11 protein-coding genes are annotated in these 15,664 nt (G+C 61.0%); 5 read left to right on the forward strand and 6 right to left on the reverse strand.

Going from position 1 to position 15,664, the window contains the following annotated elements; genetic code table 11:
• Positions 1 to 148: 148 nt before the first annotated feature.
• The 3 genes from msrB to M0808_RS07755 all read left to right on the forward strand — a co-directional run bounded on the left by msrB (position 149) and on the right by M0808_RS07755 (position 1,589).
• Positions 149 to 544, forward strand: coding sequence for a peptide-methionine (R)-S-oxide reductase MsrB (gene msrB / locus M0808_RS07745; protein ID WP_247840568.1), 396 nt, complete (start codon positions 149 to 151; stop codon positions 542 to 544).
• A gap of 101 nt (positions 545 to 645) precedes the next feature.
• Positions 646 to 1,131 (forward strand): glutathione peroxidase, encoded by a 486-nt coding sequence (locus tag M0808_RS07750; RefSeq protein WP_027613435.1) that lies wholly within the window; start codon positions 646 to 648, stop codon positions 1,129 to 1,131.
• A complete protein-coding gene (locus M0808_RS07755) occupies positions 1,128 to 1,589 on the forward strand; it encodes a MarR family transcriptional regulator (RefSeq protein ID WP_027613434.1) in 462 nt (153 codons plus the stop codon). The genes M0808_RS07750 and M0808_RS07755 overlap by 4 nt, the downstream gene beginning before the upstream one ends.
• On the opposite strand, the gene M0808_RS07760 is transcribed toward M0808_RS07755, so the two are convergent.
• Positions 1,573 to 3,894 carry a response regulator gene (locus M0808_RS07760; protein WP_135296285.1) on the reverse strand — a complete coding sequence of 774 codons (2,322 nt, stop codon included), beginning with the start codon at positions 3,892 to 3,894 and terminating at the stop codon, positions 1,573 to 1,575. The two genes, M0808_RS07755 and M0808_RS07760, sit on opposite strands and share 17 nt — an antisense overlap.
• A gap of 165 nt (positions 3,895 to 4,059) precedes the next feature.
• Here M0808_RS07760 and M0808_RS07765 point away from each other — a divergent pair, with 165 nt between their 5' ends.
• Complete coding sequence (locus M0808_RS07765) at positions 4,060 to 4,950, forward strand: ATP-binding protein (protein WP_247840570.1); 891 nt, start codon at positions 4,060 to 4,062, stop codon at positions 4,948 to 4,950.
• Entirely contained in the window at positions 4,947 to 5,429 is a 483-nt protein-coding gene (locus M0808_RS07770; protein ID WP_027613431.1) for a GAF domain-containing protein, read from the forward strand. The genes M0808_RS07765 and M0808_RS07770 overlap by 4 nt, the downstream gene beginning before the upstream one ends.
• Here the strand turns inward: M0808_RS07770 and M0808_RS07775 are convergent, their stop codons facing one another.
• From M0808_RS07775 to M0808_RS07795, 5 genes are all read right to left on the reverse strand, one after another.
• Positions 5,430 to 8,375 (reverse strand): HD domain-containing phosphohydrolase, encoded by a 2,946-nt coding sequence (locus M0808_RS07775; RefSeq protein ID WP_247840572.1) that lies wholly within the window; start codon positions 8,373 to 8,375, stop codon positions 5,430 to 5,432.
• A gap of 48 nt (positions 8,376 to 8,423) precedes the next feature.
• Positions 8,424 to 12,065, reverse strand: a complete 3,642-nt coding sequence (locus tag M0808_RS07780) for a transporter substrate-binding domain-containing protein (protein WP_247840574.1) — start codon at positions 12,063 to 12,065, stop codon at positions 8,424 to 8,426.
• Between the two features lie 8 nt (positions 12,066 to 12,073).
• A complete protein-coding gene (locus M0808_RS07785) occupies positions 12,074 to 12,700 on the reverse strand; it encodes a response regulator transcription factor (RefSeq protein WP_027613428.1) in 627 nt (208 codons plus the stop codon).
• 350 nt (positions 12,701 to 13,050) lie between these two features.
• Positions 13,051 to 14,379, reverse strand: a complete 1,329-nt coding sequence (locus M0808_RS07790; protein WP_247840577.1) for a deoxyguanosinetriphosphate triphosphohydrolase — start codon at positions 14,377 to 14,379, stop codon at positions 13,051 to 13,053.
• A 76-nt stretch (positions 14,380 to 14,455) separates the two neighbouring features.
• Complete coding sequence (locus tag M0808_RS07795) at positions 14,456 to 15,619, reverse strand: EAL domain-containing protein (protein ID WP_096794968.1); 1,164 nt, start codon at positions 15,617 to 15,619, stop codon at positions 14,456 to 14,458.
• Positions 15,620 to 15,664 lie beyond the last annotated feature (45 nt).

Below are 15,664 nucleotides of genomic sequence, written 5' to 3' on the forward strand. Positions count from 1 at the left end.
GGCGGAGTCTTGCGCCATGGCGCCGAGAATCCGTTTGAATGCGCCCGGTCTGGCTGCCAGACTGGCGTGTGACGAGGCGCAATCATACGTGCCACCCGATCCGTGGAAAAGGTACAGATCGGGCTTTTTCAGCCGCTGAGGTGTGATGATGGAAAAGTTGCAAAAAACCCTGGAAGAATGGCGGGCGATGCTCGACCCCGAGCAGTACAACGTGTGCCGTCTCAGTGCGACCGAACGGCCGTTTTCCGGCAAATACAACGACACCAAAACCGACGGTGTCTATCACTGCGTCTGCTGCAATGAGCCGCTGTTCGACTCCACGACCAAATTCGATTCCGGCTGCGGCTGGCCGAGCTTCTACGCGCCGATCGGCAAAAGCGCCATGACCGAGATTCGCGATACCAGCCACGGCATGATCCGCACCGAGGTCAAATGCGCCCGCTGCGACGCGCATCTGGGCCACGTGTTCCCCGATGGCCCGCCACCGACCGGCCTGCGTTATTGCATCAACTCGGTGTGCCTGAATCTCGAGCCGCGCGAGTAAGCGGACAGGCGACCTGCGGGTCGCCATTCGGATAATTAAATTGCACACAATTTAATTGCTCGCTATGTTTGGCCTTTCCCGATAACCCGTGGAGCCGTCTCATGAGCGACAACCTGCTGAATATCCCCGTCACCACCATCAAGGGTGAGCAAAAGACCCTGGCCGATTTTGCCGGCAAAGCGGTGTTGGTGGTCAACACCGCCAGCAAATGCGGCTTCACCCCTCAATACAAAGGCCTGGAAGAGCTGTGGCAGACCTACAAGGATCAGGGCCTGGTGGTATTGGGATTCCCGTGCAATCAGTTCGGCAAGCAGGAGCCGGGTAACGAGGGCGCGATCAGCGAGTTCTGTGAGCTGAATTACGGCGTGAGCTTCCCGCTGTTCAAGAAGATCGACGTCAACGGGTCTGATGCGCATCCGCTGTTCGTGCAGTTGAAAAAGCGCGCTCCGGGTTTGCTCGGCTCCGAAGGCATCAAGTGGAACTTCACCAAGTTCCTGATCGGCAAGGATGGGCAACTGGTCAAGCGTTTCGCCCCGACCACCAAGCCGCAGGACATCAGCGGCGAGATCGAAGCCCTGCTCAAATGAACAGCCTGCCCGACGATTCGCTGAAGCTCGACAGTCAGTTGTGCTTCAAGTTGTACGCCGCGTCCCGGGCGGTGATTCGCGCTTACAAGCCGATGCTCGATCAACTCGGCCTGACCTACCCGCAGTACCTGGCGATGCTGGTGCTGTGGGAGTGGCAGGACAGTGCACCGGAGCAACCGACGGTCAAGGCGTTGGGCGAGCGCCTGGCGCTGGACTCCGGCACCCTGACGCCGTTGCTCAAGCGGCTTGAACAATTGCAGTGGGTGCAGCGCCAGCGTTCGGCGCGCGACGAGCGTGAAGTGCATCTGAGCCTGACCGCGCAAGGCCAAGCGCTGCGCGAGCAGGTCGGGCCGCTCAAGGCCCGATTGTTGTGCGACAGCGGGGTGGATCTTGATCGGCTCAACGATTTGCGCAATGGCCTCGATCACTTGCTGGGGCAGATCAAAGCGCTGACGTAGCCGGCATCCACTGGTCGAGCAGGGCCGCCAGCTCTTCGCGGCGGAACGGCTTGGCCAGGTAATCGCTCATGCCGGCCGCACGGCAGCGCTCGCGTTCCTCGGACATGGCGTTGGCGGTCAGCGCGACGATCGGCAAATGCGGCCAGCGCCCGCTCTGGCGGATCTGCCGGCTCGCTTCGTAGCCGTCCATCACCGGCATGTTGCAGTCCATCAGCACCAGATCGAACTCATCGTGCTCCAGTTGATCCAGCGCCTCGGCACCGTGGGCGGCGACCACCACGTCGCAACCGAGCTTGCCGAGCATGCCTTTGGCCACCAGTTGATTGACCGGATTGTCCTCCACCAGCAGCACCTTTCCGCGCCGCCGGACCGGCTGGCTCTCGAGGCGCGCATCGTTGCTCGTGGTGACATCGGCCAGCAGAATGCGCCGCAGGATCTGGTACAGCGCGTTGCGTGCCAGCGGTCGGGCTTGTTGCTGCAATGGCGCCAGCGCGGCGGCTTCTTCGCCGGGCATGAAACTGCCATAAGCGGTTACGACGAGGATCGGTGCGCTGATGGTCGGGCGCAGACTGAACAGGCATTCCGGGCAATCGGTGATCAGCAGATCGGGTGACAGGCCCAGCAACGGGTCATCCATGGTGCGCTGTTCATAGCTCACCCCCCACACTGGCAACAATGTCTTGAGCAGTTCTGCCAAGCCGCTGCTGGCCGCGGTGATCGCCAGCACCTTGCCGTGCAGTGGCGGCGGCATGACCGCCCGGGTGTGACACGGCAGTGGCAGGTCGGCACAGAACTGACTGCCGAAACCGGCCTCGGAACTGATGGTCAGCCGGCCTTGCATGGCCTCGCACAGGTTGTAGGTCAACGCCAGACCGAGACCGGTGCCGCCGTACTGCCGGGTGATGCCGGCACCGGCCTGGGTGAACGGCTGGAAGATTTTCACCTGGGCATCCTGAGCGATGCCGATGCCGGTGTCGCAGACTTCGATGCGCACCCCGTCCTTGTGGGCGGACAGGCGCACATCGACCCGGCCGAAGCGGGTGAACTTCAGGGCATTGGACAGCAGGTTGCTGACGATCTGCCGTACCCGGGTCGGATCCCCCAGCACCAGCGCGGGGAAGTGCGGGTCGATCAGGCAAGTCAGCTCGACGCTCGGCGCGGCGTTCTGCGACAGCAGGTTGGCGGTGTCCTCGATCAGCGAGCCGAGGTCGAACGGGATGTGTTCGAGCTCCAGTTGCCCGGCATCGAACTTGGACAGGTCGAGAATATCGTTAAGCAGCTCGACCAGCACCTTGCCCGAGTCATGGGCAATCGACAGTTGCTGTTGCTGCTCGGCATTCAGCGGCCCGTCGAGGGACAGGGCGATCATCCCCAGCAGGCCGTTGAGCGGGGTGCGGATCTCGTGGCTCATGTTGGCGAGGAATGCCGAGCGCGCTTCGGCCATGTCCAGTGCGGTGCTGCGAGCGACTTCCAGTTCTTCGTTGGACTGGCTGAGCCGGGTGTTGATGGCCTTGAGCTCGGCGGTGCGGGCCGAGACGATGTGCTCCAGTTGCCCGAGGTAATCGGTGAGGCGGTTTTCCGCGTTGCGCCGTTGCTGGATTTCCGTGGCGATATTGTCGAACTGCTGGTTGGCGACTTTGACCAGTACGCCGATCTCGTCATTGGCGTGGCCGGCCGGACATTCCAGGGTCGTCGGTTCTGCACTGCGTGCGTCACGCGCGCTGAGTTCCCGGATCAGGCGCACCAGTGGCTTGGTCAGCATCACGTAGAACAGCGCCAACAGGATCCCGGTGAGAATCAGGCTGCGGGCAAAGCCGTTGAGCAGGGTGACTTCGGCGCGGCGCAGAAACCGGCTGCCGAACGCGTAGGTATCGACCTCCAGGCTCAGCGTGCCCAGTGATTCCTCGGGCAGGTGATCGAGGTACAGGCGGTCTTCGAACTGGCGCTTGGCACCGAACAGGAAGTCGCTGATCACCCGGTAACCGCTTTGCAGCTCCGGGCGCTTGACGTTGGCCAGGACGTTGCCGTTGTTGTCGGTCAGTTGCGCCGAGATGATCGCCGGCGAACGCAACAGGCCCAGGGTCAGTTCCTGCGCCAGTTCCGCATCGATGTTGTAGGCGATTCGCGACGCCGGATTGTGGCTGATTTCCAGCAAAGACAGGATTTCACGGTTGATGGAGGCGTCTTCACTGGCATAATCGATGCCGATTTGCAGCAGGCTGAGCAGCGTGCCCAGAACGAACCCGACCAGCACCGTGAATCTGGCTTGCTTGTATGACAGCCGGTGGGTGAATTTGATATCCATGGGGTGTTGAACCACTTCCGTTTCCCTTCGCTGCTCAAGCATAGTCGATCATGTATGGATACCGAGGTTCCCGAAGCGCCTTGTAACAAGGCTTGAACGGGGATTGAGATCTGTCTGTCGTCGCTGGATCGACATCATCACTGTGAACGTGCCCGAGGAGAAGACGTGGATTCCCGATTGAATGCTTTTCTTGAACGCGCCGAGTCGGTTCTGGCGCGGATCGAACCTTTGCTGCCGGCGCCGCGTCCGCTGATCGACTGGGAAACCTGCTTGGCGGCGCGCTGGCAGCGTGACGGGCGCAGCGGCTATTTGCTGCCACTGGAAGTCAGCCTCGACATGCGCCTGTCCGACTTGATTGGTGTCGACCGTCAGGTAGAACAACTGGGCCGCAACACTCAACAGTTTCTCGACGGCATGCCGGCCAACCATGCGCTGCTCTGGGGCTCGCGCGGCACCGGTAAATCGTCGCTGGTGCGCGCGCTGCTGGCCGAACACGCCAAGGCCGGCCTGCGTTTGATCGAAATCGAGCGCGACCATCTGGCCGACCTGCCGCGGGTGGTCGAGCAGATCGGCAAACTGCCGCAACGCTTCGTGCTGTTCTGCGATGACCTGTCGTTCGAATCCGGCGAAGGCGATTATCGCGTGCTGAAAAGCGTGCTCGACGGCTCGCTCGAACAGGCCCCGGACAACGTTCTGCTGTACGCCACTTCCAACCGCCGCCATCTGGTGCCGGAAAAGGAAAGCGACAACGAAAACTGGAAACGCGTCGACGGCGAGCTGCATCCGAGTGAGGCGGTGGAAGACAAGATCGCCTTGTCCGACCGTTTCGGCCTGTGGCTGTCGTTTTATCCGTTTACCCAGGAACATTTCCTCAACGTCGTCGAGCACTGGATCGGCCAGTTGGCCGCCAAGGCCGGCTTGAGCTGGCAGCGCGACGAAGAGCTCGACATCCTCGCCGTGCGCTGGGCAACCGGGCGCGGCAATCGCAACGGACGTTGCGCGTACCAATTCGCCCGTTACTGGGTGGGACTGAAATTGCTGGAGCACAAGGCATGATTGATTTGCAACAAAGCGGCCAGGGCCTCGAAGGCTATGGCATGTTGGCCGCACAACTGGAATCGCTGCTGGCGGACGAGCGCGATTTCATCGCTAACGCCGCGCAGTTTTCGGCGTTCCTGTTCAATCAACTCGACGATTTGAACTGGGCCGGTTTCTACCTCAATCGCAACGAAGAACTGGTGCTTGGCCCGTTTCAGGGGCAGATCGCCTGCGTGCGCATTCCGTTCGGTCGCGGTGTGTGTGGCGCGGCAGCGGCCAGTCGACAGACCCAGCGCGTTGAAGACGTGCATGCGTTCCCCGGTCATATCGCTTGCGACAGCGCCTCCAACAGCGAGCTGGTGGTGCCACTGGTCAAGGACGGTCGGTTGATCGGCGTACTTGATCTCGACAGCCCGAAACTCGCACGTTTCGGCACCGCCGATCAGTCCGGAATCGAGCAACTGGCGGCGATTTTCCTGCGTCTGACCGACTGCTGATCAGGCACTCAGGCCAGCCTTGCGCAGCAGGCTGGCCGGATCCACCACATCGATCTGGCGCGGATCGAGAAACCGTGCGGCGTACTGCATGTACACCCCATCGTTGATGAACAGCGCAAACAGCTCGGGGTCGATGTGCGCCTCGCGGGACATGGTGGCCATGATCCCCAGCGCCTCGTTCAAGGATTTGGCCTTCTTGTACGGTCGATCCGCCGCTGTCAGTGCCTCGAAAATATCGGCAATCGCCATCATCCGTGCCGGCAGGCTCATGTCCTCGCGCTTCAGGCGTTTGGGATAACCGCTGCCGTCCATCTTTTCGTGATGCCCACCGGCGATTTCCGCAACGCTGTCCAGGTGCCCGGGGAAGGGCAGGTGGCTGAGCATCAGGATCGTCTGCACCATGTGGTGATTGATGATGTAGCGCTCTTCGCGGGTCAGCGTGCCCCGGGCAATGCTCAGGTTGTACAGTTCGCCGCGATTGTATTTGTAACGCGGCACATCCAGTTTGAACCCCCACGGATTGTCTTCCGGAATCAGTTCGCTGTCGGCGCGTTCGATCAGATGTTCGGGCTTGTCCGCCAGCAGTGGCTCGCTGACTGGCAGATTCGCCGCCGGCGTTTGCGCCTGGCGGCGGTTTTCCTCCCATGACACCCCCAGGCGATCATCGAGGGTGCGCATCCAGCGGCGCTCGGCAATGCGTTCAAGACGTTGCAGATCGGCGGGCGCCATGGCCTCACCGCCCAGATTGCAACGGGCAACGAAGGCAAAGTCGTCATCCAGTTGCGTCAGCGTGGCGTCACGCAGTTCGCTCAGTTGCGCCGCGTTGCCGCCCAGTGCGATCGCCTGCCAGTAACTGATCCAGGCATCGCGCTTGAGCACTTCGAAACGGGTGCGGATTTCGTGGATGCGATCGTTGAGGGTTTCCAGTTTGGTCGCCTTGTCGACGACATACTCCGGCGTCGTGACTTTGCCGCAATCGTGCAGCCAGGCCGCAATGTGCAGGGCTTCCCATTCGTCTTCGCTCGGTTGGTAGCTCTGGAACGCCGGCGCCTGGCTGGCGGCCGCGGCCTGCGCGAGCATCAGGGTCAGTTCCGGCACGCGCTGGCAGTGGCCACCGGTGTACGGGCTCTTGGCGTCGATGGCGCCGGCCAGTAACTGGATGAACGCATCGAGTAACTGTTTCTGCTTCGCTTGCAGGCGCTGACTTTCGATACTCACCGCCGCCGCACCAGACACGGCTTGCAGGAAGGCGATGCGGTCCGGGCGCAGTTTTTCCAGGTCCTGAGCGCTGCCGCTGTCGTTGATCAGCAGAAGCAACAGGCCGATGGTTTCGTTGTGCCGATTACGCAGGCGGATGCCGATCAGGTGGATGCGCGGCGACTGCATGGCCAACAGGACTTTCTGCAAGTCCCCGGCCTGCTCGAAGCCAAGGCTGCTGACCACGTTGTCAGCGTTGATCAGTTGCTGGAACCATGCCGGCCCTTGATCTGCCAGCAGATCCTGGCCGAGCACGCTGAATTCACTCGGCTCCTGCGAAGCGCCGTCAATAACCAGTCCGTAAGGCTCCATCCGGTTGCCATCGCTTTCGCGCAGATAGATCAACCCCGCCTGTGCCTGGGCGATCTGCGCCGTTTCGAACAGCACCCGTTGCAGCAGCGGGGCGAAGCGGGTTTCGGCGCAGAGGCTGTCGGTGATGCGGAAGAAACTGGCGAGCGTGTCCTTCATGCGCGCCATCGACAGGCTCAACTGGTCAACCTCCAGCACCGGCGAGCGGCGGGTGACCGGAAAGTTGAAATCGAAACTGCGGATCGCGTCGGCTTCCTTGACCAACGCGTGCAACGGTTTGACCAGAATCCGCGAGATCAGCCAGCCCAGCGGCAGGCACAGCAGCAAGATCGCCAAGGTGATCAGCGCGCCTTGCCAGCGCATGCGGTAGGCATCGGCAAGCAGTTCGTCCTCGGGCACCAGCAGGGCCATCTGCAAACCTTTCGGCCCGCCTTCCTGCAGGGTGCTGCGGGCGACGATCCAGTGGCGGCCATTGACATCGAGCCGTTTGCCCGGATGGGCGGTGGACAGCAACGCGTGCAGATTCGGACTAAGGTCGGCCGCTTTGGCCAGGCGTGCGCTGCTGCCGTCGACGATCAGCCGGCTGCTGTCCGGATAGGCCACGGCATTGCCATCGGCATCGAACAACACGATTTCGGTCGAGGGGGTGACCACATGCTTGGTCAAGGTGGCCGAGAGTGCCTCCAAAGTCAGATCGGCACCGATCACACTGGTTGCGCTGCTGCGTCGGGCCAGGGTGGTGCCCACATTGTGCGTGGAGAAAAATACATAGGGTTCGGTGGTGATCTGATCGCCCTGTTGCAGGGCGTTGCTGTACCAGTTGCGGGTACGCGGGTCGTAGCGGTCGTCGGGATTGGTGTCGCGTCCGACAGGCGTCAGCGTCTGGTCGAAGAACAGTGACTGCGACAATACGGTGCCGCTGGCGTCGTGCTCGATGCTCCAGACCTGATAGGCCGCTGTTGGTGGTGCCTTGAGCAGGGTTTTCAGCGCGCTGGTGCGCAAGGGCCGGACCATGAAGAAATCGCCGTTGCCGTACCCCAGATACAGCGAGGCGAGGTCGGTGTTGTCCTTGAGCGACTGACTGAACGGCTTGAGCAGCGCCAGACGCTGTTGCAGGTTCGGCGCCTCGGCCGCCTGATTGTCGGCCAGCAGGCTCAGCAGGTGCCGGATCGGTTCGTAGGTTGAATGCAGGTCCAGGCGCACGTCCTGTTCGATGCGATTGAACAGGTTTTCACTGCTCGACAGGATGATCCGGGTGGTCTGGCGATAATTGAACAGCCCCAGCACCACGCCTGTGAGCAACAGCAGAAAGGTGAACATGACGCTGATGTGCACGTGCAACGGGAACCGGCGTTGATCCGGGCGCAGTGGGCTGGGCATTGCTGACTCTCCATTGAAGTAAACACACTGCTCAGCGTCCAAGCATAGTTAAGGCTCGGTCATTGTGCTTTCTGCGAACGGTTCCAGTTGTTGCCGCAACGCCTGCTCCAGTTCGAGCATGGCTGCGTCGGTGGCCTCGACGCAGCGCACGATGGTCGGTGCGGGCGTTGTCTGCATGCAGGCCTGTTCCAGCGCATCGCAACAGGCGATCAGACGCGAGGCCTGGGCGATCCGGGCGGCGCCTTTGATCTTGTGGGCGACCAGCGCCACTGCCTGACGATCATTGCAGGGGGCCAGGGCTAATAATTCCTCGCGATCGAGACGGCTGCTCTTGAGCAATTGCGTGAGCAGACGCCGGACTTGCAGCGGGTTGCCGCCAGTCAACTGACTCAACCCGTCAAGATTGAACGCCGGTTCAAGCGTCGCGGGCTGCAGACCATTGATCCAGTGGCTCAGTGCGCTGAGGCTCAACGGCTTGAACAGGCAGTCATTCATGCCGGCCTGTTTGCAGCGCTGTACTTCTTCAGGCTGCGCGTTGGCCGTGAAGCCCAGCACGGTACACGGAGGGCGGCCAGTGCGTTGTTCCTGTTGGCGGATCGCCTCGGTCAGTTCGTAGCCGTTCATCAACGGCATGTTGCAGTCAGCGATAACCAGGTCGAATGCACCGGTCTGCCATTTCTCGAATCCACTCCGACCCTCTTCGGCGAGGGTGAATCGGTGCCCGAGGAACTCCAGTTGCTGGCACATCAGCAGGCGATTGGCCGGATGATCGTCGACCACCAGAATGTTCAGTGGTGCAGAGGTTTGCAGCACAGGCTCGGTTTTTGCCGTGGTCACCTGGCGCGGCAGCGTCTGCAGCGGCAGCGACAGGCAGACCTGGGTGCCGATCCCCGGCTGGCTGCTCAACTGCAGCTGCCCACCCATCATTTCACACAGGTTGCGACAGATCACCAGCCCCAGGCCTGCGCCGCTGCGAGCTTGCTGCCGGCCACTCTCGGTCTGGGCGAACGGCTCGAACAGGCGTTGTTGATCTTCGATGCTGATGCCGACCCCGGTGTCCTGGATCGTCAACTGAACGAGCGAGCATTGGCCCGGCCCGTTGGGCAGCACATCCAGATTGATCCGCACCTGCCCGGACTCAGTGAATTTGATGGCATTGCTGATCAGGTTCGACAGGATCTGCTTGAAGCGCAACGGATCCAGTTCCACGTCGACCTGCAGCCCGGGCGGATTGATGATCAGCGGCAGGAGGAGGTTTTTCTGGCGGGCGAGGCCGTCGAAGATCCTGACCACCGACGCCACTGTTTCGACCAGATTGACCCGTTCGGGGCTCAGGCTCAGGTGCCCGGACTCGATCCGCGCGATATCGAGAATGTCGCCGATCAGGCCCAGCAGATCCTTGGCCGAGCAGTAGGCGGTTTCAATGGAGGAGCGATCCGGAGCCTGATCATTCATGCGTTTGAGCGTCAGTTCGAGCATGCCGATAATGGCATTCATCGGCGTGCGGATTTCGTGGCTCATGGTGGCCAGAAAGGTACTTTTGGCGCGGTTGGCGTTGTCCGCCTGTTCCTTGGCCCGGCGCAGTTCATCGAACAATTGGCGACGTTCACTGATGTCGATCCAGCCGCCGATGATCCCTTGCACATCGCCACTGGAGTCGCGGTACGGCAGGATCCAGTGGTAGATCGTCAAACGCCGGCCACCGATGTGCAGCGGTCGATCGAGCAGCAGAGGCGTGCCTTCGGCCACCACCCGCTGGTAATCCGCCTGGTAGGCCTGGGCTTCGAAGGCGTTGCTCAGGGTGCCCTGCATGACACTTTTGCCGATCACGTCTTCGCGTTTGGCGTTAAAGGCTTCGAGGTAGCTGTCGTTGCAGCTTTGCAGCAGACCCTGGCGATCGCGCACGTAGATCGGGTGAGGGGTGCCGTTGACCAGTGAACGCATGAATTCGAACTGATCGTTGAGTGCCCGTTCGGCGGCCTGGCGTTGCTTGATCTGGCGACGCATGTAGGCGTTCCACAACAGCGACAGCAACAGCAGCAGGCAGGCCGCGCCGATCAATTGGTAAAACAGGCGCTTGTAGTGATGCCAGTTGCTTTGAGCCGCATTGGAGAAACCGCGCCAGCGACTGTTGATGACCCCCAGTTCCTCCGGTGTGATGCTCAGCAGCGCCTTGTCGAGGATCGAGCCCAGTTCGGCATTGTCACGGGCGCTGGCCAGCGAGAAGGCCGCCTGACGTGTGCCCAGGGTGGTGGTGATCTGCAACTGATGTTCGAAGATCCGCGACGAAATCAGATAATTGGCAATCACCAGCGAGGCGACGGCGCCATCGGCCTTGCCTTCGGCGAGCAAGGTTGCGGCACCGAAAGTGTCGGAGGTTTCGATCAGGTGGATGTTGGGGAATTCGCGGCGCAGGTAATCAGCCATGGGACTGCCTTGGGCAATCGCCAGGTATCGGTTCTTGAGCTGGGTGGGATGTGTCGGGCTGTCAGCGGATTTGCGCGTCAGCAGGACGAAGGAGTTTTCCAGATAGGGACGGCTGAATTGCAGGGTCTTTTCCCGTTGGGGGCTGGGTAGCAATGCGGCGATCAGATCCGCCCGATGCTGATTGATCTGCTCGATCATTTCACCATCACTGCGGCTGCGGACCAGTTCGAAGCGCAGGCCGGTGCGCAGGCGCAGCAGTTCGAGCAGGTCGGCGGTGATGCCCCGCAGGTTGCCGTCGCTGTCGAAGAATGTCAGCGGCGCGAACGCCTCGTTGACGACGACGCGCAGCACCGGGTGCTGTTTGAGCCACTGTTCTTCGTGGTGGGTCAATTGCAGCTTCTGGTCGGTCAGCAGAATGTCGCTGCCGGCGCTCCAGCGCTTGGCGATGTTGTCCCGTTCGCTGGCCGGTATGGCTTGCAGCACGGTGTTGATGATCGCCAGCAGTTGCGGGTTGTCGGCGTGAACGGCAAAGCTGAAACCGTGGGCTTCCTGTTTGCCGAAATTGGCCATGCGAATGTTGTTCAGATAACCCTTGTTGATCATGTAGTGGGTGGAAATGGTGTCACCCAGAAACACGTCAGCCTGATCGAAAGCCACCGCGTTGATTGCGTTTTGATAGGAGGGATAGGACGTCAGGATGGCTTTGGGATACTGCGCCTTGACCTCATCCTGGGGCAGATAGTGATAGACCATGCTCAGCCGCAGACCGGCCAGGCCTTCAGTCAGCGAGCGGGTCTCGCCTTCGCGGGTAACCAGAACCGGCTGATCGATGGCGTAGGGCGTTGAAAGCAGGATATTTGCGTTACTGGCCTCGAAACCGTTGGCCGTACCGAGCATGTCGACCTGACCTGCAATCAACGCCTGCAAGGCGGCTTCCCGTGAGGCAAAGCGCTGGACCCGGATTGGCAACCCGACAGCCTGTTCGAGCAGACCGGCGTAGTCGGCGGTAAAACCTTCGTAATCACGACCGCTGGCGGTCATGTCGAACGGCGGATAGTCCGGCGCGGAAGTGCCCAGTACCAGTTCGCGGCGACTCTCCAGCCATTGCCGTTGCGCGGGTTCAAGGGACACGGATGGCGCTTCGTGGCCCGAGCGGCTGCGCAGCACATAATCTTGCGCGGTGACGAAGCTGGCATGCACCTGAGTAGTCAGGCACAGGCTGACGCAACATAGGGCGAGACAGATCTTTAAACGACTGGGCATTCAGGCTCTCACACTAGCGCGTTGCGTTTGGCCATCTCGATCAGTTCCACCAGAGATCTGGCCTTGAGTTTTTGCATCAGGCGTTTTTTGTAGGTACTGACTGTCTTGTTACTGAGAAACATGCCCTTGGCTATTTCCTTGTTGGTGCGCCCTTGGGCAAATAATTGCAGGACCATCAGCTCGCGGTCGTTGACGGATTTGAATAACTCCAGTTCGGCATAACGCACGTCGTCGAGGCGTACTGGATTCAATGCCTGGCTGGGGAAATAGTTGTAACCGGAAAGTACCGCCTTGATCGCACTGACCAGTTCACTCAAGTCTTCCTCTTTGCAGACATAACCGGATGCACCGGACTGCATGCAGCGAATGCCGAACAGCGTCGGGCATTGCGCCGTCAGTACCAGGGTTTTGAGCGGGGTGCCCATGGCGTTGAACCGGGCGAGAACTTCCAGGCCGTCGAGTTTGGGTATGCTGATATCAAGGATGATCAGGTCGGGCATGCATTCGCGGACCATTTGCATGGCATCGACCCCGTTATCGGTTTCGCCGACGACCTTGTAACCTTCATGCTCGAGCAGCATTCGAACGGCAAGTCGGATGACGGGGTGATCATCGACAATAAAAACGGAGTTCATAATCAAATCCCATACGTGCGCGAATAAAGGGCGCACCTTAGCTCAGATAAATGAGCTGTCGCATGAACTCCCGGGGCTGTTGCGGCAATATAGGATAAGTCCTACGCACTAAAAGGAAACCGACTACGACCAAACTCTGTGTCGCGTAAGGAAGTGTTGTGCTGATTTGTTTATCTGAATGTTTTAAGTTGCTTGTCGAACCTTGAATAAACAAGGTTTTGTTTGCGTAGTTGGCTGTTAAACGGATTTACCTTTCAGTCGATCCGTTTGCCTGAGACCACAGAACCGGTTCAATCGAGGCATCGCTCATCCGGGCAGTTGCCTGACCCGGTTGAGCAACTTTTTTTCTGTCAGTGGCTGGAACGCCCGGTCATTTCCAGCGCCATGTCACTGGCGTAGCTGTCGGTCATCCCGGCGATGAAGTCGATCATGCGCAGGAACGAGGTGTGCAGCGGGCCATGGGGATCCGGCGCATTGTTGCCCAGCAGATCGAGGATCCGGCGGCTCTTGAACGACGGCGTGCGGCCGCCATGTTGCTCCAGGGCCGCGCCGCAGAACGCGTTGAGGAGGATTTCCAGGGTGGTGTAGGCGCCGATTTCATGCAGCGTCTTGCGCTTGTCCTGGAAGATTTTCTTGCGGGCGATGTCCTTGGCGTTGAGTACGCAGCGTTTGGCCGGGCCGTGCATGTGTTCCACCAGGTCGCCGTGCAGGGTGCCGGCCAGCAGCGCATCCTGTTGCTCGACGAATGCCCGGGCAGCGGCGTTGGTCAGGTGCTCGATGGCCTTGCCGCGCAGGATCGCCAGTTTGCGTCGACGCGAATCCTGCGGGCCGAGCTGGCGATAGGTTTCCGGGAGATCGTCTCCCACCAGACCGAGCAGCAGCGATTCGACTTCCGCGTAATCCAGCAGCTCCATTTCCAGGCCGTCTTCGAGGTCGATCAGCGCGTAGCAGATGTCGTCGGCAGCCTCCATCAGGTACACCAATGGGTGGCGCGCCCAGCGCTGGTCTTCCAGTTGCGGCAGACCGAGCTTGTGGGCGATCTGCTCCAGCAGCGGCAGTTCGCTCTGATAGCAGCCGAATTTGTGTTTCTTGTAGCCCAGCGAGTCGGCGTGACGTGCGGTCCACGGATATTTCAGATAGGTGCCGAGGGTGGCGTAGGTGAGGCGGGTACCGCCGTCGAACTGGTGGTACTCAAGCTGAGTCAGCACCCGGAAGCCTTGCGCATTACCTTCGAAATTGAGGAAGTCACCGCGCTCGGCTTCGCTCATGCCGTCGAGCCAGCCGCGCCCGGCGGCCTGCTGGAACCAGTGCCGAATCGCATCTTCACCGGAGTGGCCGAACGGCGGGTTGCCGATGTCATGGGCCAGGCAGGCCGATTGCACGACCATGCCCAGATCGCTCGGGTCGCACCAGTCGGGCAGGGCGCTGCGCAAGGTTTCACCGACGCGCATGCCCAGCGAGCGCCCGACGCAGCTGACTTCCAGCGAGTGGGTCAGGCGGGTGTGGATGTGGTCGTTACTCGACACCGGATGCACCTGGGTCTTGCGGCCCAGACGGCGGAAGGCACCGGAGAAGATGATGCGGTCGTGGTCTTTGTGGAACGGGCTGCGGCCAAGCTCTTGTGGGCTGTGCAGCGGTTTTCCAAGGCGTTCGCGGTTGAGCAGGGTCTGCCAATCCAAGGCTGGTTCTCTCCGTCGGTGACTGGGATGACTGTTGCCCTAGCTTCCCGGTTCAGCCACACACCTGCAAGCGGAACTACAAGCCCGCGGCATCAATATCGATCAGCAGCAGGCGCTCGCCGTTATCGAAGAACTGCCCGGCGGTCAGGCAATACTGGTTGCTGGTGGCATCGCGGTAGGTGCTGGACAGGGTCAGGCGCCGCTCTTCCCAGCCTTCGGCGAGCAAATGATAGAAGTACGGACGCCATGACCAGTTGTGGCCCAGATAGCGGTTATCGGCGACCCAGCCGTTGTTGCGCCATTCGAGGTTGGGCGTGAGTTGGGTGCCGTGACGGTCGCATTGGTAGAACCGCAGCAACCACGGGAATGCTTCCAGTTGCGGCAGCGCACTCAGCGGCGCGTGGGCCTGAGCCCAGCTCTGGAGGATCGCCATCAGTTCGCCGAGTTGCTGGCGCATCTGCATCAGGCGCCCGCGTTCGGCCAGTTTCTGCCGCACGTAACGCTGGCGCAGTTCGGCGAAGCGCTGCACGAAGGCGTCGGTTGGATAAAACGCCTCCTGCGCCCGGGCGAACAGGAAACCCTGAACGTAGCGCGAACCGCATTCCAGGGCGAAATTGAGCTGGGCCTCGGTTTCCACGCCTTCGGCGATGATCCAGCAGCCGGTTTTTTCGGCCATTTGCGCCAGAGCCTTGACCACGTCACTGCTCGGCCCGCCCAGTGCGGCAGCCTGAAACAGGCGCATGTCGAGTTTGAGAATGTCCGGCTGCAACGCCAGCACCCGATCGAGCTGCGAGTAACCGGCGCCGAAGTCATCGATGGCGATCCGCGCTCCGGCCTCGCGGTAGCGTGCCACCACTTCGGCCAGACGCTGACCATTGCCGCCCAGTTCAGTGATCTCGAACACGATGCGTTGCGGATCGACGCCGTGGCGCAGCATCTGCTTGAGGCTGGGCAGTGGTTGATCGGCGCGCAGGCGACTGATCCAGCGCGGCGACATGTTCAGGCTGAGAAACCACTCGGCGGGGGCTTCATGCAGTCGGCTCAGGGCGTTGTCGCGGATCTGTCGGTCGAGCCGGCGCAGGGCGATGGCGGGTGTGCGTGGGTCGGCAAACAATGGCCCGACCGAGGCCAGTTGGCCGTCAGGCTGGCGCAGGCGACCCAATGCTTCGACGCCTGCAATACGTCCGGTGGCGGTATCGATGAAAGGTTGAAAGCAGGCGAGCGGTTGCCCGTCGATCACGGGGCCTCCTTAGTCGTTCTTGTTCTGGATGAACCCCGCCGACCG

It is taken from the genome of Pseudomonas sp. MWU12-3103b (assembly GCF_023100615.1).
GTDB lineage: Bacteria > Pseudomonadota > Gammaproteobacteria > Pseudomonadales > Pseudomonadaceae > Aquipseudomonas > Aquipseudomonas putida_A.